This is a genomic window from Pantoea sp. X-Soil-TKNS-1280, assembly GCF_059730475.1.
Map to the genome: position 1 here is coordinate 233,140 of NZ_AP035965.1, position 20,619 is coordinate 253,758.

17 protein-coding genes and 1 pseudogene are annotated in these 20,619 nt (G+C 51.0%); 6 read left to right on the top strand and 12 right to left on the bottom strand.

The genetic code is table 11. From position 1 onward, the window contains the following. The first annotated feature begins 17 nt into the window (after positions 1 to 17). The 3 genes from AC6I8X_RS26230 to AC6I8X_RS26240 all read left to right on the top strand — a co-directional run bounded on the left by AC6I8X_RS26230 (position 18) and on the right by AC6I8X_RS26240 (position 4,437). Positions 18 to 2,207 (top strand): TonB-dependent siderophore receptor, encoded by a 2,190-nt coding sequence (locus tag AC6I8X_RS26230; RefSeq protein ID WP_497841711.1) that lies wholly within the window; start codon positions 18 to 20, stop codon positions 2,205 to 2,207. A 425-nt stretch (positions 2,208 to 2,632) separates the two neighbouring features. Beyond that, positions 2,633 to 3,526, top strand: a complete 894-nt coding sequence (locus tag AC6I8X_RS26235) for a PstS family phosphate ABC transporter substrate-binding protein (protein WP_497841712.1) — start codon at positions 2,633 to 2,635, stop codon at positions 3,524 to 3,526. Continuing rightward, positions 3,523 to 4,437 (top strand): PstS family phosphate ABC transporter substrate-binding protein, encoded by a 915-nt coding sequence (locus AC6I8X_RS26240; RefSeq protein ID WP_497841713.1) that lies wholly within the window; start codon positions 3,523 to 3,525, stop codon positions 4,435 to 4,437. The genes AC6I8X_RS26235 and AC6I8X_RS26240 overlap by 4 nt, the downstream gene beginning before the upstream one ends. A 136-nt stretch (positions 4,438 to 4,573) precedes the next feature. Here the strand turns inward: AC6I8X_RS26240 and AC6I8X_RS26245 are convergent, their stop codons facing one another. The 3 genes and pseudogenes from AC6I8X_RS26245 to AC6I8X_RS26255 form a co-directional block, all read right to left on the bottom strand. Further along, the gene (locus tag AC6I8X_RS26245; RefSeq protein ID WP_497841714.1) at positions 4,574 to 5,605 is read right to left on the bottom strand and encodes an ABC transporter ATP-binding protein; all 1,032 of its coding nucleotides are present in this window, start codon (positions 5,603 to 5,605) and stop codon (positions 4,574 to 4,576) included. Between the two features lies 1 nt (position 5,606). After that, positions 5,607 to 7,139: an ABC transporter permease gene (locus AC6I8X_RS26250; protein WP_497841959.1), complete on the bottom strand. Its 1,533-nt coding sequence runs from the start codon at positions 7,137 to 7,139 to the stop codon at positions 5,607 to 5,609. Positions 7,140 to 7,199: 60 nt separating this feature from the next. Further along, positions 7,200 to 8,214, bottom strand: a pseudogene (locus tag AC6I8X_RS26255) (iron ABC transporter substrate-binding protein). Between the two features lie 375 nt (positions 8,215 to 8,589). Between AC6I8X_RS26255 and AC6I8X_RS26260 the strand changes: the two are divergent. Beyond that, complete coding sequence (locus AC6I8X_RS26260) at positions 8,590 to 9,684, top strand: ABC transporter substrate-binding protein (protein ID WP_497841715.1); 1,095 nt, start codon at positions 8,590 to 8,592, stop codon at positions 9,682 to 9,684. A 46-nt stretch (positions 9,685 to 9,730) separates the two neighbouring features. On the opposite strand, the gene AC6I8X_RS26265 is transcribed toward AC6I8X_RS26260, so the two are convergent. From AC6I8X_RS26265 to AC6I8X_RS26305, 9 genes are all read right to left on the bottom strand, one after another. After that, complete coding sequence (locus AC6I8X_RS26265) at positions 9,731 to 10,123, bottom strand: helix-turn-helix domain-containing protein (RefSeq protein WP_497841716.1); 393 nt, start codon at positions 10,121 to 10,123, stop codon at positions 9,731 to 9,733. A gap of 657 nt (positions 10,124 to 10,780) precedes the next feature. Beyond that, positions 10,781 to 11,647 carry an ABC transporter permease gene (locus tag AC6I8X_RS26270; RefSeq protein WP_313686964.1) on the bottom strand — a complete coding sequence of 289 codons (867 nt, stop codon included), beginning with the start codon at positions 11,645 to 11,647 and terminating at the stop codon, positions 10,781 to 10,783. After that, complete coding sequence (locus AC6I8X_RS26275; protein WP_313686966.1) at positions 11,619 to 12,473, bottom strand: ABC transporter ATP-binding protein; 855 nt, start codon at positions 12,471 to 12,473, stop codon at positions 11,619 to 11,621. The genes AC6I8X_RS26270 and AC6I8X_RS26275 overlap by 29 nt, the downstream gene beginning before the upstream one ends. Before the next feature lies 1 nt (position 12,474). Next, on the bottom strand, positions 12,475 to 13,506 hold the full coding sequence (locus AC6I8X_RS26280) for an ABC transporter substrate-binding protein (protein WP_497841717.1): 1,032 nt from the start codon (positions 13,504 to 13,506) through the stop codon (positions 12,475 to 12,477). Positions 13,507 to 13,832: 326 nt separating this feature from the next. Further along, positions 13,833 to 14,504: an amino acid ABC transporter permease gene (locus tag AC6I8X_RS26285; RefSeq protein WP_497841718.1), complete on the bottom strand. Its 672-nt coding sequence runs from the start codon at positions 14,502 to 14,504 to the stop codon at positions 13,833 to 13,835. Continuing rightward, entirely contained in the window at positions 14,501 to 15,244 is a 744-nt protein-coding gene (locus tag AC6I8X_RS26290) for an amino acid ABC transporter permease (protein ID WP_497841719.1), read from the bottom strand. The genes AC6I8X_RS26285 and AC6I8X_RS26290 overlap by 4 nt, the downstream gene beginning before the upstream one ends. Continuing rightward, positions 15,241 to 16,056, bottom strand: coding sequence for an amino acid ABC transporter ATP-binding protein (locus AC6I8X_RS26295; RefSeq protein ID WP_497841720.1), 816 nt, complete (start codon positions 16,054 to 16,056; stop codon positions 15,241 to 15,243). The genes AC6I8X_RS26290 and AC6I8X_RS26295 overlap by 4 nt, the downstream gene beginning before the upstream one ends. A 6-nt stretch (positions 16,057 to 16,062) precedes the next feature. Beyond that, positions 16,063 to 16,890 (bottom strand): ABC transporter substrate-binding protein, encoded by an 828-nt coding sequence (locus tag AC6I8X_RS26300; RefSeq protein ID WP_497841721.1) that lies wholly within the window; start codon positions 16,888 to 16,890, stop codon positions 16,063 to 16,065. A 155-nt stretch (positions 16,891 to 17,045) separates the two neighbouring features. Then, positions 17,046 to 17,939 (bottom strand): LysR family transcriptional regulator, encoded by an 894-nt coding sequence (locus AC6I8X_RS26305; protein WP_313686976.1) that lies wholly within the window; start codon positions 17,937 to 17,939, stop codon positions 17,046 to 17,048. A 116-nt stretch (positions 17,940 to 18,055) separates the two neighbouring features. On the opposite strand from AC6I8X_RS26305, the gene AC6I8X_RS26310 reads away from it, so the two are divergent. Both AC6I8X_RS26310 and AC6I8X_RS26315 read left to right on the top strand, forming a co-directional pair. Continuing rightward, positions 18,056 to 19,246: a serine hydrolase domain-containing protein gene (locus tag AC6I8X_RS26310; RefSeq protein ID WP_497841722.1), complete on the top strand. Its 1,191-nt coding sequence runs from the start codon at positions 18,056 to 18,058 to the stop codon at positions 19,244 to 19,246. A 160-nt stretch (positions 19,247 to 19,406) separates the two neighbouring features. Next, positions 19,407 to 20,597 (top strand): MFS transporter, encoded by a 1,191-nt coding sequence (locus AC6I8X_RS26315; protein ID WP_313689330.1) that lies wholly within the window; start codon positions 19,407 to 19,409, stop codon positions 20,595 to 20,597. Positions 20,598 to 20,619 lie beyond the last annotated feature (22 nt).

Sequence of the window (20,619 nt, forward strand, 5' to 3'; positions counted from 1 at the left end):
CGGGAAAAAAATAAAAAATGAAACAGCCGTATCTCTGGGTTTTAAAACCGTGTTTGCTCGCCATGCTCTCTTCCAGCGCCTGGGCGGAAGAGGCAAAAGATGATCAGATGGTGGTCTCTGCCAGCCGAACGCATCGCAGCGTCGCGGAAATGGCGCAGACCACATGGATTATTGAACAGGCCGAAATTGAGCAACAGGTTCAGGGCGGTAAAGAGCTGAAGGAAGTACTGGCGCAGCTCATCCCCGGAATGGACGTCAGCAGCCAGGGACGCACCAACTATGGTATGAATATGCGTGGTCGTTCCATCATGGTGATGGTTGACGGTGTCCGCCTCAACTCGTCACGCAGCGATAGCCGCCAGCTGGACTCCATCGATCCTTTCAACATTGAGCGCATTGAGGTGATCTCTGGCGCAACGTCACTCTATGGTGGCGGCAGTACCGGTGGACTGATCAACATCGTGACCAAAAAAGGCCAGGCCGGAACAGAAGCTGAGTTCCAGACCGGGATGAAGAGTGGCTTCAACAGTCACAACGATCATGATGAGAATGTGGCAGCGGCCATCAGCGGCGGTACCGACAAAGCTTCCGGCCGTTTGTCAGTGGCTTATCAGCGCTATGGCGGCTGGTATGACGGCAACGGTGATGAGGTGATTATTGATAATACCCAGACCGGACTACAGTATTCCGACCGTCTGGATATCATGGGCACCGGTACGCTAAATATTGATGAAAACCAGCAACTGCAACTGACGACACAATATTTTAAAAGCGAGTCCGACGGCAAACACGGTCTTTATCTGGGGGAAAATTTCTCGGCGGTTACCGGCTCAGCAAACGCCTGGAATGCCGGGAACCTGAATTCAGATCGCCTGCCCGGCACTGAACGTCATCTGATTAACCTGCAATATTCAAACACGGATTTTCTCGGCCAGGATTTAGTGGCGCAGATCTTTTATCGCGATGAGGACCTGACGTTCTACCCCTTCCCGACACTCAGCGGCGGACGCGTCACCAGCATCGGTGCTTCACAGCAGAAAACCGATTTCTACGGTGGCAAGCTGACCATTAACAGCAAACCGGTTGATGCGCTGACCCTGACATATGGTGTGGATGCGGAACATGAATCCTTTGATGCGAATCAGCAATTTTTTGATCTGAACACCGCGGCCCAAAGCGGCGGGATGACACTGAAAAATGCCTATAACGTCGGGCGTTATCCGGGTTATAGCATTACCAACCTCGCGCCCTTCCTGCAATCAAGTTATGACTTTGCTGCCATCACACTGAGCGGCGGTGTTCGTTATCAGTACACCAAAAACAAAGTGGATGATTTCGTGGGTTATGCTCAGCAACAGGCAATCGCTACCGGACGGGCGACATCGGCAGACGCGGTTCCCGGAGGTTCGACCGATTACAATAACCTGCTATTCAATGCCGGCATCCTGGGACGCATTACCGAACGCCAGCAGGTGTGGTTCAACTTCTCACAAGGTTTTGAAATCCCCGATCTGGCGAAATATTACGGTTCAGGCACCTACCAGCTGGCGAACGGTCATTACAATCTGACTAACAGCGTTAATGTTAACGATTCCAAAATGGAAGGAATTAAAGTTGATGCTTACGAGCTTGGCTGGCGCTTTACCGGCGATAACCTCCGTACCCAGCTGGCGGCCTACTATTCACTGTCTGATAAAACCATCAGCATCAATAAAACCGACATGACCATCAATCTGGACGATGACAAACGCCGGATTTATGGGGTCGAAGGGCAGATCGATTATTTCTTCAGTGACAGCGACTGGAGCACCGGTTCCAACTTCAACATCATCAAATCGGAAACCCGTGTAGACGGGAAGTGGGAAAAACTCACGGTAGACAGCGCCAGCCCGTCCAAGGTGAGCGCATGGGTTAACTGGGCACCGGGGAACTGGAACCTGCGGGTGCAGAGTACGCAAACATTCGATGTTTCCGATGCGGATGGCAAGAAAATCGATGGCTATAACACCGTCGATCTACTTGGCAGTTATGACCTGCCGGTGGGGAAACTCAGTTTCAGCGTCGAGAACTTACTGGATAAAGACTACACCACGGTATGGGGCCAGCGAGCGCCAGGGTTATATAGCCCAACTTATGGCGACGCCGGTCTTTACACTTATAAAGGCCGGGGCAGAACCTTCGGCTTGAATTACTCCGTACTGTTCTAATCCTCCAATCAGGTATCCGCATTGGCGGGTACCTTTCTTAGGCTTTCGATTTACTCTCTTATTATATGTTCTCGCCGTTACGCAGCACGATTAAGCGTTACCATTTAGCGATGTACATATTCTAAAACTTTCCTGAGATGATATCTGGAATATGATTACCCACTATTGTAAGTGTTGCTTATAAGGGGTGGGGAAATGAATGATGCGTGAAGGTAAGGTAATTGTTGTATCAGCGGTAGCATTTTGTATGCATTTTTCTGCTGCTGCAGGACTGAATTTTCTAAGCAATAATACAAACAACACTGTGTAAATCTGGCGGCGAACCCGGATCCTGACGCATAATACTGAGTGCGCTGCTTGCTGATGCCGATGACCTCATTTTACACGGCAAGCCCGGTAAATTGTTAATAGAGAAACAACGGATAATGAGTTCAACGGTCTATACCGCGCATTTAAAAGCGCCAGATCCTCTGGTTTATAAGTTGGGAGCCTGTGAAAACAGCAGTGATGTTGCCAGTCAATTGATTGAAGCATTCAACACTCATCAGCCAGAAAGGGAATATTTGGCGATGGCACAGGGGCAAGCATCCGTGTTTGCCTACATGATGACCGGCCAAAGCGCCATGGCACTGCTCGAACGCGAAATGACCCGTTTTGAAAGCGTGCCTTACCGTAAACTGCTCGGCACCCCGCCATTCGCTATCAGGGTAGCGATTTGTGCACCGGTTTCTGCCTGTGTGTATGTGCAGCGGGCAAATCCATTGCCGCACATTACGCTGCAGCAGCTTAGTAAGGTATTTACGCGTGGCAATCCGGCGGGAGATTACTCCTCATGGGCTCAGCTGAATGCCGCTAATGCTGGCAGCCTTTACCCGCTGCGTTTGCCCGATATCGCGCCACTCAACGTATTCATGAGTCAGCATCACTTTAACCAGCGTCAGCCGGGTTGGAGTGGTGAATATGTCAGCACTACCGATGAGCTGCTCGAAAAACTGGCCAGCATGCCCACGGCGATTGGCATTGCTGAAGCGGGCCGTGAAAATTCACATATCCGCGCGCTGCCAATCTCTGACGAAGAGGGTCGGCTTTATGACGCAAGCCTGCATAATATGCGAAGCGGTGACTATCCCCTTACCCGCTATCTGCACCTTTATCTGCCAAAAGATCGACACGGGATTATCAGCCAGCCGCTGATCGATTTTGCCAGTTTTGTGCTGTCAGCTGCGGGACAACAAATCATCAACACACAGTCTCGCTATGCGTCTCTTTCTGACGATATGGTCAGCCACCAGTCCAACCTTTTGGCTAATTGCTTATGAATACTGCTACTACAACGCTGCCGATTATTGGTAATGACGGCATGGATTCGCTGGTTACACCATGGTGCGAACTTTTTCAGCGCCAACATCCAGAAATTCTGTTCACCTGCACCATGGAAGGTTCCTCAACGGCGATTATGGCGCTGGCGGCGAATGCCAGTTGGGTTGCGCCCATCTCTCGTTCTCCCTGGCAGTATGAGCTGGATGCATTTTTGCAGGTGAAAGGCTATGCCCCAACCTGCATCCACGTCGGCTATAACGGACATGGCCCGCGCAAGGATGCAAAAAACCCACCCGCTTTTTACGTTAACCAGCGTAACCCGTTACAGGGGCTGACGATGGCACAGGTGCGTGCCCTTTTCGCCAGGGGAAATCCGCAGGGTGAGATCAGCATGTGGTCACAACTGGGTTTGCAGGAAGAATACCAGCATCGGCGCATTCATCTGTATGGCCTGCACGACGACGGTAAATATGCAACGGCATTTCGTCATCTGCACCTGCAGGGCCTTCCTTATCCGCCACACTATGAACCTCTACCCGATCGTCAGGCGGTGCTGGAAGCAGTGGCGAATGACCCGTTTGGCATCGGCGCAGTGGGGTGGTTTAATGCCGCAGCATTTGCAAAGCAGGCGAGGATTGTGGCGCTGGCGGCTGATGACCGTATGGATTACATGCTGCCAGAGTTAACCAATGTTGGCCGGGGAAACTATCCGTTATCCAGTTATGTTTCGCTCTATTTTGATCTGCCGCCGGGTCAAAAGCTCAACCCTGAACTGAAGACGTGGCTGGCACTCACCCTCTCCTCAGAGGGACAAGCCATCGTTGCTGCCCAGACGAATAGTGCCGAAGGCTATATTCCACTGGAGCCGTCCATGCTGGACATTCAGCGTCAACGCCTCGCGCAATTTTAACTTCGTCATGACTTATAGTGGATTTGTGAAAACGCCCCGCCCAACAGCCAAACGCAAACAGCAGGATATTTTTACCGAACGCTTTGAGGCGCGGCGGGAGCATCATCTAATGACTCCGGTCCAAACAGATCATGCCTCAATTAACAATCACCGCCGAGCCGGAGATCAAAACATTCACCAGTATGCCCGGTTTAAAATCAGCACGCGTCACCACTTTAACGGTTATGGTCTGAACACTGGCATTAATCAGCAGCGTCAGTGTTGAAAAAAAACCTGAAAAATCGATATGCATGATTGTTGCCACTGCATCACTTTGCCGGGCATGGCAAGGTTCAATACGCAGTTGCTCAGGGCGTAGCATAACCGTGTGGCAGCCATCAGCGGGCGCATCAGGCACATCTATATCCCCTAAAGCCGTATACGCCTTTGCGTCGCGAATTTGGCCCGGCAGAAGAATGGCGTCACCCAGAAAGAGCGCCGTCTCCTGATTAATTGGATTGGAATAGACCTCTATTGGCCGTCCAGTTTGAGCAAAACTGCCCTGACTGATGACAGCGATTTGAGTCGCAAAAGATAATGCCTCATTTTGGTCGTGAGTCACTAATATTGCGGCCACTCCCGCTTCAGTTAACAATTCGGCGGTAGCTTTGCGCGTAGCATTCCTTAACCCGGCATCGAGCGCCGAGAAGGGTTCATCCAACAGCATTAAAGCGGGTTTTTGTGCTAATGCCCTTGCCAGAGCAACGCGTTGTTGCTGACCACCAGAGACTTCATGAGGCCAGCGTTTCGCCAGGCTATGATCCAGAGCAACCCGCTCCATCAACGCATGAACCTGCTGCTCTATTTCTTTTGACGTCCCTTTCAGCCCCCATGCGATATTTTTTGCGACGCTGAGATGCGGAAATAATGCACCTTCCTGTGGAACAAACCCTATTTTACGGTGATGAGGGGGAACAAAACTCCCTCCGGTGAATAGCGGCCTATCATTCAGTATGATCCTGCCACTGTCGGGTATTTCAAAGCCGGCAATAAGACGAAGTAGCGTGGTTTTGCCAGAACCCGATGGGCCGACAATCGCTGTTCTGCTGCCAGAGGTAACACTTAAATTGATGTTATTTAAAACCTGAGCAGTGCCAAATTTTTTTGAAATATTTTCCAGCAATAACATCTCAATGTCCCATTAGCTTTTGCGAGTGAATATACAAAACCCCGGTAAGAGGCAAAGAAATTAATACCATTAAGAGCGCATAGGGAGCCGCGGCCACATAGTCAATTTCACTGGTTAAAGACCAGAAACCCATCGCTAAGGTTCGTGTTCCAATGGGTGAAAGAAGCAGCGTTGCGGTAAGTTCAGTGCTAATACCCAGAAAGACAAGTGCGGCGGCAGTGGTTGCCCCAGGCGCAGCCAGTCTCATCGTAATTTTAAACACCGCCATCGCAGGTGATGTGCCGAGGCTCTGTGCGACCTGTTCAAGTTCGACTGGTGCCTGAGAGACCCCTGCTCTGAGATTTATCAGTGCTCGAGGTGCAAACATCAGCAGCCAGGCCAGGAACAGCGTGATGTTGGTTTGATATACAGGCCGGGCATAATGGATAGTGACGGTCACCAGAGCAAGCGCAATTACAATCCCCGGCAAGGCGCTGGCAATGTAACTACAGTCCTCCAGCAGGCGATAGAGACGAGCAGGATAGCGCACCACCAGCCATGAAATGGGTAGGGCAAAAGCGGTAGTTATCATTGCACCCTGCAACGCCAGGGTAACGGTCTGACCCAGTGCGCTCCATAATTCTGCGCTGATAAAATTATTGATACCGCCAATCCATAGCCAGCGAGCGAGCGCCAATGTCGGCGTACCTAATGCCAGGGTGACCACCAGCGTGAAGCATGCTAATGCAAATAATCCTGAGAGCGGTGTCAGTTTGCGTTTGAGCTGTTTTCTGGCCGCCCCACTTCCAACCCGGGCATAGCGTGCTTTACCGCGCGCCGCCGTTTCAACAACCATAACCATCAGGCAACATAGGGCGAGAACACCGGCAAGCATGTTGGCCATCGGTCCGTTAAATGCCGATTGGTATTGATCATAAATAGCGGTTGTGAAGGTATCAAAGCGAATCATCACAAACAGACCATACTCAGCCAACAGGTGCAGCGTGACCAGCAAAGCTCCGCCACAGACTGGCAAGCGCAGCTGAGGCAGGATGATGCGAAAGAATATTTTCACCGGACTGGCACCCAGCGATGCAGCGACATCCTCTAAACTGGGATCAAAACGCCTCAGCATTGCCGCGACAGGCATGTAGATAAAAGGGAAGTAAGCGAGTACCGCGATAAATGTTGCCGCGAATAACCCATTCATTGCGGGAAAAAAAGTGACCCACGCATAGCTTTGCACAAAGGCAGGAATAGCCAGCGGTGCCACCATGAGAACCGACCAGATACGGCGGCCCGGTAAATTGGTTTTCTCAGTTAACCACGCCAGAAGAGTACCCAGTACCACACAGGTGGGAACGGTGACGGTGATTAGCCAAAAAGTATTAATCAGCAGTTCACCCACTCTGGGGCGGAAAATGAGCGCCTTAACGGTTTTCCATCCAGCGTCTATCCCTACGCTAATCACAAAACCTAAGGGTAATAGTGCCAGCAGTGCAATTACCATCGCCAGAACTGTCAATACCACATGGAATCTGGATGTGATTTTCATTCTGGTAAATTTACAACGGCTTGATGTTAAACCTGTCATCGGGCGCTCAAAATTTCACGGTTAAAGAAGTCCGGCTTCGATCATTAACTGACTCACTCTTTGGCTGTTGAGTGAAGCAGGATCAACTTTAGGGGCATTCAACTCGGATAATGGAACCAGTTTGGTATTTGATGCCAGTCCATCTCCCACCGCATACTCAAACGCATTGTTGGTTCGCAGCATTTCCTGGCCTTTTTTTCCGGTAATCCATTTAATAAATGATTGTGCCTGCTGCTGATGTTTACTTGAGGCTAATACACCGCCGCCAGAAATGCTGACAAAAGCGCCGGGATCCTGATTTTTGAAATAGTGAAGCGCAGTATTTTTACTGTTTTCGCCGGTTTTAGCCTGGTCTACAAAGTAATAGTAATGGTAGATAATTCCACCATCGATCTGCCCAGCATTAATGGCTTTTAAAACAGTGCTGTTGCCTTTATAGGGCACAAAGTTGGTTTTCATTGCTTTGAGCCAGTCGAGCGTTGCGGCTTCACCTTTCAATGAAAGCATGGCGCTGACAATGGCCTGGAAATCTGCGCCAGATGGAGATGCAGCCCAGCGCCCCTTCCACTCAGGTTTGGCCAGATCCATCATTGATGGCAGGAAGTTGTGATTTGGCTATCCTGGCAGGGTTATAGGCAAATACCGTGCTGCGCGCAGCGATGCCAATCCATTTGCCATGTGAAGGGCGATATTGTGCCGGGACCTGTTTTAATGTTTCTGGGTCAAGGGGTGAAAACAGTTTAGCGTTATCCACCAGGGTCATGGCAGGTGAGTTTTCAGTCAGGAAAACATCAGCAGGTGATTCCTTGCCCTCCTGAACGATTTGATTACCCAGTTCAGTATCTCCGCCATTGCGCACGGTGACCTTGATACCGGTTTCTTTGGTAAACTCATCTACCCATGACTTGGTCAGATTTTCATGCTGCGCATTATAAACCACAATACCGCTGTCATTTTCAGCAGCGTTGGCAGAGGAGAGAGAAATCAGGGAGGCAATGACAAGAGCGATCGAACTAAGTGGCAATAAACGATTCATTTTGATTCCTTGTATTGAAATGCTTAGTCATTAATTGGCACGGCGCAAGAATCTAAACATCCTTACACGAGAATGAGAATTGAAATTATTATCAAATGATCGATTTGGAATTTATATTCGGAAAACTCAAACTCATAAGAGTTAAAAACTGGATTTAACAATAGAACTATCACTAAACTTAAGAAAACCTTAGGGCCAGTGAAAATATACTGTAAAAATATTCATAAGGCTTAATCATATCCTTATCTCACTGCCACTCTACAACGGTACTTCTTCTACGCTTTATTTAATGCTTATCCTTTCGGTCAGTATCGTCTTAATGTTTCCTTAAACAATAATGATAATAATTATCACTCAATCATCAAGGAGTGAAAAATGATACGCCCTCTGTTAGCACTGACCCTGGCAATACCTTTGGCCTCCTTCGCCAGCACTTACCCCCTGACCCTGACTGACGTTGATGGTCAAAAGGTTACGTTAACTCATGAACCACAGCGTGTTGTTTTGCAGGATGGCAGGGACATACTCGCTTTGGCTTTGTTGGACAGGCAATCGCCTTTTCATAGAGTGGTTGCCTGGAACAACATGCCCAAAAAGCAAGATATCCAGTCCTGGGATCTGTTGAGAAAAACCTGGCCTGAAGCCGAAAAAATTACTGACATGGGTTTCAGTGATCAAGGAGAGATAAATCTTGAAACTGTACTTTCCAAAAAAACAGACTTAGTTATTGCCCAGTGGCGCGCAAAGCCTGCGCTCAAACAAACTGGCGTGTTAGCAGCATTGGCAAAGTTAAACATCCCCGTTCTGTTCGTTGATTATGAGCTTGAACCGGTAAAAAACACCAAAAAAAGCATCGAATTATTAGGTAAGGCCCTGAATAAAGAAAAAGAGGCTGAGTCCTACGCCACTTTCTACCAGGAACGTCTCGATGCAATATTGTCAGCCGCAAAGTCCATGGATAAAACTCCAACCGTGTTCATTGAACCTATTGCCGGTAATACAGAAAATTGCTGCTTTACTCACTCTCATAATGGATGGGGCGGACTTGTCGAAGCTGTAGGGGGGCGTAACATTGGTTCTGAATTGTTGCCCGGCAATGCTGGATTCGTTTCACTCGAAAAAGTCATTTCAATGAAACCTGATGTTTATATTATGTCGGGTTCCAGGCGACCCAACGGTAACGTTCTCCCCTTCGGATACGGCGTAACCCCCCAACAAGTGTCTGTAGTCTTCAACAAACTTAAGAACAGACAGGGGTTAAACCAGATCCAACCGATTCAGGATGGAAATGTTTACGGTGTCTATCATCATTTCTATAACCACCCTTATAATATTATCGGAATGGAGATCATTGCAAAAGACCTCTACCAGGGAAAACTTAATAATCTTGATCCACTTAGTGACTACCATCATATCATTCGTGACTTTACTAAACTTCCTGACGAAAACATCATCCTAAGCTACCCATAATTGTTAAACGGGGACATGCTGTATATTTTTGAAAAATACAGTATGTCTATATTTTATGAGGGATTGAATCGGCATTATCATTATCTACAATTATGCCAGAATAAAGCCTGTGCATCAGATAGTTATTTCTTCTGTATGCTGATGGTGGCGTTTTATATTTCCGGCTAAATACTCGGGTGAAAGATTGATGAGATTCAAATCCGTACCTTAAGGAAATGGTCAAAATAGATTCATATCCACTGACAAGGTCTTTCGCTGCAAAATAGAGCTTCCTGTCAAGAACATATCGACCCAGGCTCTTATTAGTGTATTTCATAAATTCACGTTGTAAGTGCCATTTAGAATAGCCAGATATTTTAGCTATGTCTTGAACCTTCAGTGGATTGTTAATATTCTCATCAATCCACTCTTTTATTTCTTCAATGATTACTTTCTTCATCTTGCCCTCATAGCTTTAAATAACCACTCAGAGTGCAACTTAAATTGAGTAAGTGGTTTTTATTATTTATAGCCTCTGGGTTGAGATGAAATCAATTACCAAAACATTACAATGTGGACATATATGTCACTTGTAAATTTTAGATACACTTGCAACACGTAGCAGACAATTCAAATTTCCATCTAAACATTAATGATGTGATTAACTCCGCCCATATTTTTGTGAGAATGCCACCATTATTTTAATGAGAATTTTACTAATAGTTATCGACTTTGACGGGATCGTACGATATTCCCCCCCTAAATGATGAGCATCATCCCCGCAATAGACACCAGGAAGAGGTTGCGCAACTCAACAGAATCAACAATAGGCATAAGGCTCTCTGCTTATTGTTGATGTTGAAGGATTTATTTGGAACAATCAGACAGCAATCTGCAAGCCATGGGAGGTAGAAAATGTCAGCAACACCTTATTATATCGCACTGATACTCGTCTTTTGTGTCGGACTTTTATGGGTAAGCCTGCTGCTGGACCTGTTTGGTATGCGATACTGGATGCATTACGTCACACAAATCCTCGAAGAGAACATTAAAAAGCCTATTGTTAACTGATCGAAAAATAACATTATTATCATGTCCTTTGATTTAACTGCTGCTGTTAGTTCTGCATACCCCAACGTTTAATCGTCAGCCTTTCAAGTGTGGCAAACACCAGCCCCTCGACCAACAGACCAATCACGGTGACCGTCACCAGACCTGCAAATACCCGGTCGGTGTACATTTCATTGCGATTTTGGAAAATGTACCAACCCAGCCCCCCGCTGCCACTTGATGCGCCAAATACCAGCTCCGCTGCAATCAGCGTTCTCCAGGCAAATGCCCAACCAATTTTGAGCCCTGACAGCAGGGCCGGTAACGCAGCCGGAATCAAAATCCACGCGACATAACGCCACCCCTTCAGTCCGTAGTTACGGCCTGCCATTTTCAGCGTTTCGGAAACGCCCATAAAGCCGGACCAGGTGTTGAGCGCCATCGGCCAGATCACCGAATGCACAATCACGAACACCAGACTGGCATTCCCCAGACCGAACCAGAGCAGAGATAACGGCAATAGAGCAATCGCTGGCAGCGGGTTAAACATGGCGGTCAGTGTACTCAGCAAATCGCGGCCAATACGCGTTGATATTGCAAGTGCGCTGAAAAGCAACGCCAGCAGGGTCCCCAGGATGTAGCCTTTCAGCAGCAGGCTTACCGACAGCCACGCGCGATTCGGCAATTCACCACTGGCGATATCCTCACGCAGTGCGGTAAACGTCTGCCAGAAACTGGGGAACATCAGGTCATTGTTTTGCCAGCGCGCCGCCACTTCCCAGATAATCACCAGCGCCAGCAATAACAACGATTTTCGCAACCAGGTCTGATTCCCGAGGCGCACGCGCAAAGGTAACGGCGTGGCCAGTGTAAAATCTTCCAGCGGTGTTAACTCGCGCTGATACTCAGGCCGGATAGGTGGCTGGTTGTTCATGACGATCCCCCCTCGGATGGCCCTGTGATGCTATGACTGGCATGGCAGGTTGCGGAAATAATAAATCATGAATCCGGGTAACATCTGCCTGAAACACCGTGCCACCAGAATCCGCCATTGAATACTGATGACAGTTCAGTTCGGCTTTTACCCTTCCCGGATGCGGTGACAGCAGTAAAACACGGCTGCCAACAATCAACGCTTCCTCGATTGAATGGGTAACAAAAAGCAGCGTAAACCGCACGTCTTCCCACAGGTGCAACAACTCTTCCTGCATTTTGCGCCGGGTTAGCGCATCCAGCGCCGCAAAGGGCTCATCCATCAGTAAAACCTGCGGGTGCAGTGCCAGCGAGCGCGCAATGGCGACCCGCTGCTTCATGCCGCCGGATAACGTATTGGGATAGGCATTACGAAACGCCCCCAGTCCGACTTTTTGCAGAAAATACTCAGCGCGCTCTTTGGCTTCGGCCCGCCCTGCCCTGCGACTGGCGATCAGCGGGAAAGCAACATTTTCCAGCACTGTTTTCCACGGCGGTAATTGATCAAACTCCTGAAAGACCATCATACGGTCAGGACCAGGCTGAGTGACTGTCTCACCGGCAAGACGGATGGAACCGGATACCGGAGTCAGAAATCCACCAATGGCTTTCAGCAAGCTGGATTTACCGCACCCTGACGGCCCAAGTAACACGAAGCGGTCAGCAGGCCAGACATCAAAACTGACATCGTGCGTGGCCTGAATCAGACGTTCATGGGTGCGGTATTGCAGGTTAACCCCCTCAACCTGCAACAGCGGCGGCGGTAATGTCGCAGACAACTCAGACATATCAACTCCCCGGTAAGATATACGCTTCACTGAAGAAATAATCCTTCCAGGAAACCGCTTTATTTTTCAGTACGCCCAACTGATAAAGCTTGTCGGCATAAACAAAGGTTCGTTCTGGCGTAATGGTGAAGTTATTCTCCGGGTCCTCAATCATTTTCTGGATAAAGGCCACGGGTAGTTTTGAGTTTTCAGCGCGAATATAGGTTTGTGCCGCCGCTGCTTTATCCGCTTTAATTATCTTTTCGGCTTCGGCTAACGCCTCAAAAAATGCGCGGTACGTTTTCGGATTTTCATCATGAAATTTCGAGGTGGTATAAAGCAGATTAAACGTTCCCGGACCACTTAATACGTCGTAGGAACTTAATATTTTATGAATATTTGGGTGTTCCAGCGCCTGATACTGGAAAGGAGGACTGGAGAAATGCGCTGTAATTTCCGAACCACCGGCGATCAACGCCGCGCTGGCATCAGGGTGCGGCAGGCTTACCGTAATATTATCAAAACGCTTGTAGTCCGCGTTGCCGTACAAACGTGCCGTTTCTATTTGCAATGTACGGGACTGGAACCCGACGCCAGCAGCCGGTACGGCGATGCGGTCTTTGCTGCTCAGATCCTTCACGCTTTTCACTGCCGGATTGTTACTCAGCAGGTAATTGGGCATTGAACCGAGTGCCGCAATCGCCTTAACGTTTTGCTTCCCTTTGGTACGATCCCAGAGCGTCAGCGCCGGTGGCACCCCGGCGGCAACCACATCCAGTGAACCGGAAAGCAGCCCCTCATTTAACCCGGTAGCACCTGACAGTGTCCGCCAGTCGACTTTGATATCCAGCCCGTCTTCCTTGCCGTGCTTCTCGATAAGTTTCTGGTCCCGCACCACATCAAGGATCAGATAGCCGATACCGTACTGCTGGGCGATACTGATTTGGCCCTCAGCGTGGGCAGCGCCAGACCCGAACAGGCTGCCGACCAGCAACAAAGGGATGCCAACACGAGGCAAGAAAGAAGCAAACCGGTTACCTGGCAATAAATTCATTTTAATTCCCTTAAGTAATAAACTAAATCATTAAGCGCATCGATGTAATGAGGGCTATGCAATAAAATGAGTTTCGTTTTTTGATAAAGAGAATTAATTCTGAAGCCATCACTCCGCATTAATAAATCATTTTTTGGAATATATTATTCCTGCAACAGCGCCATCGCGTTTCCTGCGGATACACATAACCAACATGCCTGTATCGCTTTGCGGATTCTGAATATAGAAATTCATTTTATATCGTTATGCAAATAAAGCACTAGCGCTATAGTGCGCGGACAACGTTTATCCAGATAAAAGAGAAATGACACAGAGCACTCTCCTTATCAGACTCTGCGCCGTTGTACCAGCTGCGCCAGCCCGGTACATAACAGGTAATAAACCAACCCGGTAAACACAAACAACGCCGCAGGATAAACCTGCACCCGATTGTTGACCTGGCCTGCCAGCGTCATCAGTTCCGGCACGTTGAGGATAAAGGCCAGCGAGGTATCCTTGATCAGGTTGATGCCGATGCCAGCCAGAGAGGGTTGAATATTGCGCAGCGTCTGCGGCAGCAGGATATGCCACAACAGTTGACCGTCTGAGAATCCCTGGCTCTGTGCCGCCTGGTGTTGACCCGGTGGTAACGCCTGTAATCCGGCTAACGTGCTATGCATCACCGAGGCCGCCGTGAACCAGGCCAGCGCCAGCGTCACGGTCAGTGCGCCCGGCATATCGCTGCCGGTCAGCGCGGGTAGCAAATACCAAAGCCAGAAGATCACAAAGATCAGCGGGATGCCACGAATAAGCTCAGCCCACAGAAACAACAGTGAGCGCACCGCCCCACGGCATCGCCAGGCGAGGCACGCCAGCGCCATACCGCCCGGGAATGCCAGCAGCGCGGCACCGATAGCCATCAGCAAGGTCAGGAGTACCCCGCCGGGTTCGCCGTTGGCGAGGTTCCCCCACAGCAAATACCCGAGGTTATCGACGATAACTTGCAAGCCGCCGTTCATGGTTCACCTCCCATAAGGCGACGGCCAGGTTCCAGCCATCCGAGGGCAAATCCCAGCAGCACGCCGGTGACCAGATACAACACCGTTCCCACCGCGAAGGCTTCCAGCGCATGGGCGTTATAACTGTCTACCTGGCGTACCTGATAGGTCAGTTCGGCAAAACCGATCCCGCTGGCGAGCGACGAGAGTTTCATTAAATTCAGGTACTGACCGGTTATCGGCTGCCAGGCATTCACCAGCCCCTGCGGCAACAATATCCAGCGCAGCGCCGTTGCGGTGGAAAATCCCTGACTGACCGCCGCTTCGCGCTGCCCGTCCGGCACGGCAGCTAACCCGGCGCTGATCTCCTCGACCAGAAAGGCGGAGATGAAGAACCCTAACCCCCATGCTGAGCACAGAAATTCCGGCGTCAGCCAACTGACGTCACCAGGTAACAATGCGCCGGGATGATCGTCATTGATCCAGTCGCGCCAGACACGCGGCAACAGATTCCAGGCGGAAAAATACCAGAACAGGAACTGGACCAGAATCGGGGTATTGCGGAACAGGGAAACCCACAGCGCAACGCCTCGTAACGCCAGCGCATGACCGTTGAGACGCAGAAACAACAACAGCACGGCCAGCACTGTTGCCAGTAATGCGCCGATGACACTGACCCACAGGGTAGTCACATAACCATTCAGGAGCCACTGCAAAGGCTGCCCGCTGAGCACCCCATGCCAGTCGAAATGCAGCTTCATGAGAAAAAGTCCTGATGCAGGGGATCCAACACTTTTTTCAGAAAGCGCTGGGCACGCGGATGGGTCGGCTGACGGAAAAAACGTGCCGGAGATGCCACTTCAAGAATCTCCCCGCCATCAATAAACACCACCCGATCAGCAATCTCGCGTGCAAATTGCATCTCGTGCGTCACCACAATCATGGTAATGCCACTCTGTGCCAGTGATTTCATCACCTGCAACACTTCGCCAATCATCTCCGGGTCCAACGCGGAAGTTGGCTCGTCAAAAAGAATGATTTGCGGCGACGAGGCCAGCGCCCGGGCAATCGCCACACGTTGTTGCTGACCACCCGATAACTGGGACGGAAGATGCGAGGCTTTATCGGCCAGTCCGACATGGACCAGTAACTCGTGGGCCCGCTGCTGCGCCGCCGCTTTTTTCCAGCCATGCACCACCTGGAGTGGCACGCTGATGTTGTGTAATGCGGTCAGATGCGCGTACAAATTAAACTGCTGGAAGACGAAGCCGATTCGACTACGCAACTGGCGTAAACCCGCGCCCGACAAGCCTGCCGTGGGGCGGTTATCGACGAAAATTTCACCCTCGCTAAGATTTTCCAGTTGGTTGATCAGACGTATCAGCGTCGATTTACCCGAGCCGGATGGCCCGATGATCGCCACCACTTCGCCCGACTCAATATGCAAATCCACACCACTCAGTACCTGGCGGTCGCCGTAGCGCTTACCGACACGGCGAAAGGTAACACTGGCTTGCTGCAGATGTGAAAAATCCGCAGCCTGGGCCGCGGATACCGCTGTTATAAGGAACATGGGCGTTTACTTCGCTTCAATCCTGAAGTTACGGGGTGAAGGTGCTGGCGTACCCGGACCAAACCAGGTGTTATAGATCTGCGCGGCCTGACCATTTTTCTCCAGCGCCAGCAGCTCATCATTGACGACTTTCAACAATGCGGGCTGGTCTTTTTTCACACCCACACCAATTTCTTCTTTACTAAGCAGAGTCGGCAGGATTTTGAAATTGGCCTTATCCGGTGCCGCTGCCAGCAGCCCGGCGAGGATGGTGCTGTCCTGAGTAATCGCCTGAACATTACCGTTGCGTAACGCCGTCAGCGCCAGCGGAATATCGTCATAGGCAAGGACTCTGGCCTGCGGATAGCGTTGATGCAACGCCTGTTCACCGGTTGTGCCCTTCACCGCACCAATTCGCGCGTGGCTGTATTTATCCAGCTGGTCGGGTGATGTTGCCGGGACAAGGAACTGCTGACCGGTCACAAAATAGGGGATGGAGAAATCGATAACCTGGGCGCGTTCCGGGGTAATGGTGATATCGGCGACAATCAAATCAGCCTTGCCAGATTGCAACAGTGGGATGCGGTTAGCCGGATTGGTAGCGACCAGTTTCAGCTTCACGCCCAGCGATTTAGCGAGGGCTTTAGCAAAGTCCACATCGTAGCCCACCAGTTCATGACTTTTGGCATCAATGGAACCGAACGGTGGATTTGCATCGAAGGTCGCGACCTTGATTTCACCGGCGGCTTTGATATCCGCTAACTGATCGGCACTGGCGGCAGCGGAAACTAACAGCGTGGTCAGGAACACCGTTGTTAATATTTTTTTCTTATGTGTTGCTTTTTGGTTGCTCATAAAAGTCCTTTAAAATCAGCGCATGTGTGTACCTGCTACGCTCCCACATCCGTGTGGGGGAAACAAAGAATAAAAAAAACTTATGAAATGTCAGAAATGAATAATCCTTCAGATAGCGCAAGTTCCAATGCGTCACTGTTACCCCTCGCTCTCAGTCAGTGATCCCCGGGAAACACCCGCGAGCCGAGGAAATCAACGAAGGCCCTGACCTTGGGTGAAGGATGCTTGCTGGCTGGCCACAGCACATGAAAAACACCCGTACGTTCTGCGTAATCGGTCAGCACGGCACGCAAACGTCCATCCGCCAGAAGCTCCCTGATCGCGAACACCGGTAGATAGGCAATACCCAGGCCCTGCAAGGCGAAACATACGCGAGTCTCGATATTGTTGCAGATCATCGAAGTCGGCAGCGTCAATCTGGGCTCATCGGCAGCCCAGCGCAATACCCAGGGTTCCAGTTTGCCACTGTTGGGGAAGCGATAATGCAAACAACTGTGTTCAAGAAGGTCAACAGGTTTGTCGGGCACACCTCGTCGCGCCAGATAATCGGGCGACGCCACCAGTAGCGAACGGAAGGTGCCAAGTCGCCGGGCAGACAGCCGCGAGTCGGTGGGATCGCCGGTCCTGACTACGGCATCGAACCCCTCCTCAATCACATCGACCAGCCGATCGGTGAAATCCAAATCCAGCTCAATTTTCGGGTATTCACGCATGAATTCGCCGAGTACGGGCAGCATCAAGGGGCTGACCAGCGGCAAACTGACGCGCAGGCGACCCCGCGGCTCAGTTGTTGCCTGCGACAGTTCCAGTTCTGCTGCTTCGATTTCAGCCAGAATACGTCTGCTGCGCTCCAGGAATAGTGTGCCTTCGGCTGTCAGTGTGACGCTGCGCGTGCTGCGATGGAACAGACGCACCCCCAGCTTTTCTTCCAAACGCACCACGCTCTTACCGATGGCTGAAGCCGATACACCCAGCAGGCGACCAGCTGCAACAAAACTGCGTGTTTCTGCTACCTGTACAAACACCACGAAGCCATTGAGGCTATCCATAGAGCACCTTAATTACGGACATAATGTTCCGGTCAAAACGAAACTGTACCCTACTTTTTCTCTAATCACAGGTAATCTACCCTGCCGTACAGGTTCATTAATGAAAGGAATTACCTGTGACAATTTCACCTGTTTCGCTGAGTATCGGCGCTGCGCCAGGCAATCTGTCTGCAAATATCCAGACCGTTGTGCAACTGGCGCTGGAGCAACAAAGGCTGGTCGGTACTGTGGTCCTGGTGGCCCGTGATGGCCAACTACTTTATCAACAGGCCGCAGGCTGGGCCGACCGTGAAAGCTGTCGGGCGATGACCGTGGATACAATTTTCCGTCTGGCATCGGTAAGTAAGCCCATCACTTCAACCGCAGCGCTGGTCCTGGTTGCTCAGGGGCACCTCGACCTCGACGACAGCATCGACCGTTGGTTGCCTGAATTTCGCCCGGTCCTGCCGGATTGTCGTCCCGCGCGAATGACGGTACGGCAACTGCTCAGCCATACGGCAGGACTGGGTTATCGCTTCTTCGAGCCTGATAGGGAGGGGCCTTATGCGCGAGCAGGCGTGTCCGATGGTATGGATGCCACTGATATCAGCCTGGAAGAAAACTTACGTCGTATCGGCAGCGTCCCTTTGCTATATCAGCCCGGCACAGCCTGGGGTTACTCACTGGCAACTGACGTATTAGGCGCGTTGATCGAACGAGTGCAGGGTGTGCCGCTGAATGTCGCTGTCGGCCAGTTGGTCACTCGCCCACTGGGCTTGAAGGATACCGATTTTTTCGTGCACGAAGCACAACGTGTGGCGACCGCCTACGCCAATGGCACGCCCCTGCCACATCGACTGAGAGAAGGCGAAGTTGTACCTGCTTTTGAGGATACGATCGGCATCTGCTACAGCCCTTCGCGCATTTTCGATCGGCAAGCGTTTCCCTCTGGAGGAGCAGGTATGGCTGCTACGGCAGGCGACTTTCTGCACCTGCTGGAAACCTTACGCCAGGGCGGTGGCAACCTGCTGCCCAGTGAATTGATCGCTGAAATGGAACGGGACCAGACGCAAGGCTATGCATTGCCGGCCGCGCCGGGGTTCGGATTCGGTTTAGGATTCTCAGTCCTGCGCGACCGGAAATTGGCGATGTCGCCAGAATCCGAAGGAACCTGGCGCTGGGGCGGTGCCTACGGCCATTCATGGTTTGTGGATCGAGCACAAGGACTCAGCGTAGTTGCCTTCACCAACACCTTGTATGAAGGCATGTCCGGGCGCTTCGTCACCGATCTGCGCGATGCGGTTTACAGCGCACTGGAGGTAAGGTGATGACGGATACCTCTGCACGCATGTCTGCGATTACGTTTCGTTTCGGTTCCATGCTGATTCAACCTGCTCATTGGTTAGTTGAAAATGACGGCATAACCGGCAAGGTGGTGGTTGCGCGGTCCGGTGAAGACACAGAACGGCGTGTGCGGAGGAATGTACAATGAGCACCGCTGCATATGAACCCTTACCGCTGACCTCGCTACTGGCGCTAGCGACAGCTGCTTTCATCACCATCCTGACCGAAGCCCTGCCGGCTGGTTTGCTCCTGCCAATGGCACAAAGCCTGGCGGTGTCTGAAGCATGGATTGGCCAGACCGTCACCGTCTACGCCATGGGTTCGTTGGTGGCAGCTATCCCGCTGACTACCTCAACGCAAGGTATGCGACGCCGCCCATTATTGTTACTGGCGATAACGGGATTCGTTATTGCCAATTCCGTCACGGCGTTGTCCGGCAGCTACACGCTGATGCTGGTGGCGCGATTTCTGGCGGGCGTGTCGGCTGGGCTGCTTTGGGCGCTGCTGGCTGGGTATGCCGCGCGCATGGTACCCGAACATCAGCAAGGCCGGGCCATTGCCATTGCGATGGCCGGTACACCATTGGCATTAACGATCGGTGTCCCGGCTGGAACTTTACTGGGCAATGTGATGGGTTGGCGCACCTGTTTCGGCCTGATTAGTGCTTTGGCGCTGCTACTTATGGCGTGGGTACGCCTTAAGCTACCTGACTTCGCCGGACAGGCAGCAGGCAAGCGACTTTCCCTTGGGTATGTTTTCACCCTGGCAGGTGTCAGGCCGGTATTGTCAGTCGTGCTGGCATTCGTGCTGGCACACAATATCCTCTATACCTACATCGCACCGTTTCTGGCTAAAGCAGGCATGGCCGAACAAACGGATTTGGTGCTATTGGTATTCGGTGTTGCGTCGTTGCCCGGGATCTGGATCGTCGGCGTTTTGATTGACCGCTATTTGCGCGCGTTGACATTGGTCAGCACCATTTTGTTTGGCCTGGCCATGCTGGTACTGGGTATCGGTGCAGGTATACCGGGTGTGGTGTACCTAACAGTGGCTGCATGGGGGCTGGCTTTCGGCGGTGCCGCAACCCTCTTCCAGACGGCGTTGGCGAAAACAGCAGGAGAGGCTGCAGATATCGCACAGTCTATACTGGTCACTGCCTGGAACATGGCAATAGCCGGTGGCGGCATCGTCGGAGGTGTACTGCTGGAACGACTGGGGGCCAGCGCGTTTGTGCCGACCATGCTCGTATTGTTGTCAACAACACTCGTGGTCGTTTGGCTGGGCAAACGACATGGTTTTCCCGTTTCTGAAGTTACGAACAGTGATGCCCGATAATTTGTATGTAAGGTCGCCATAG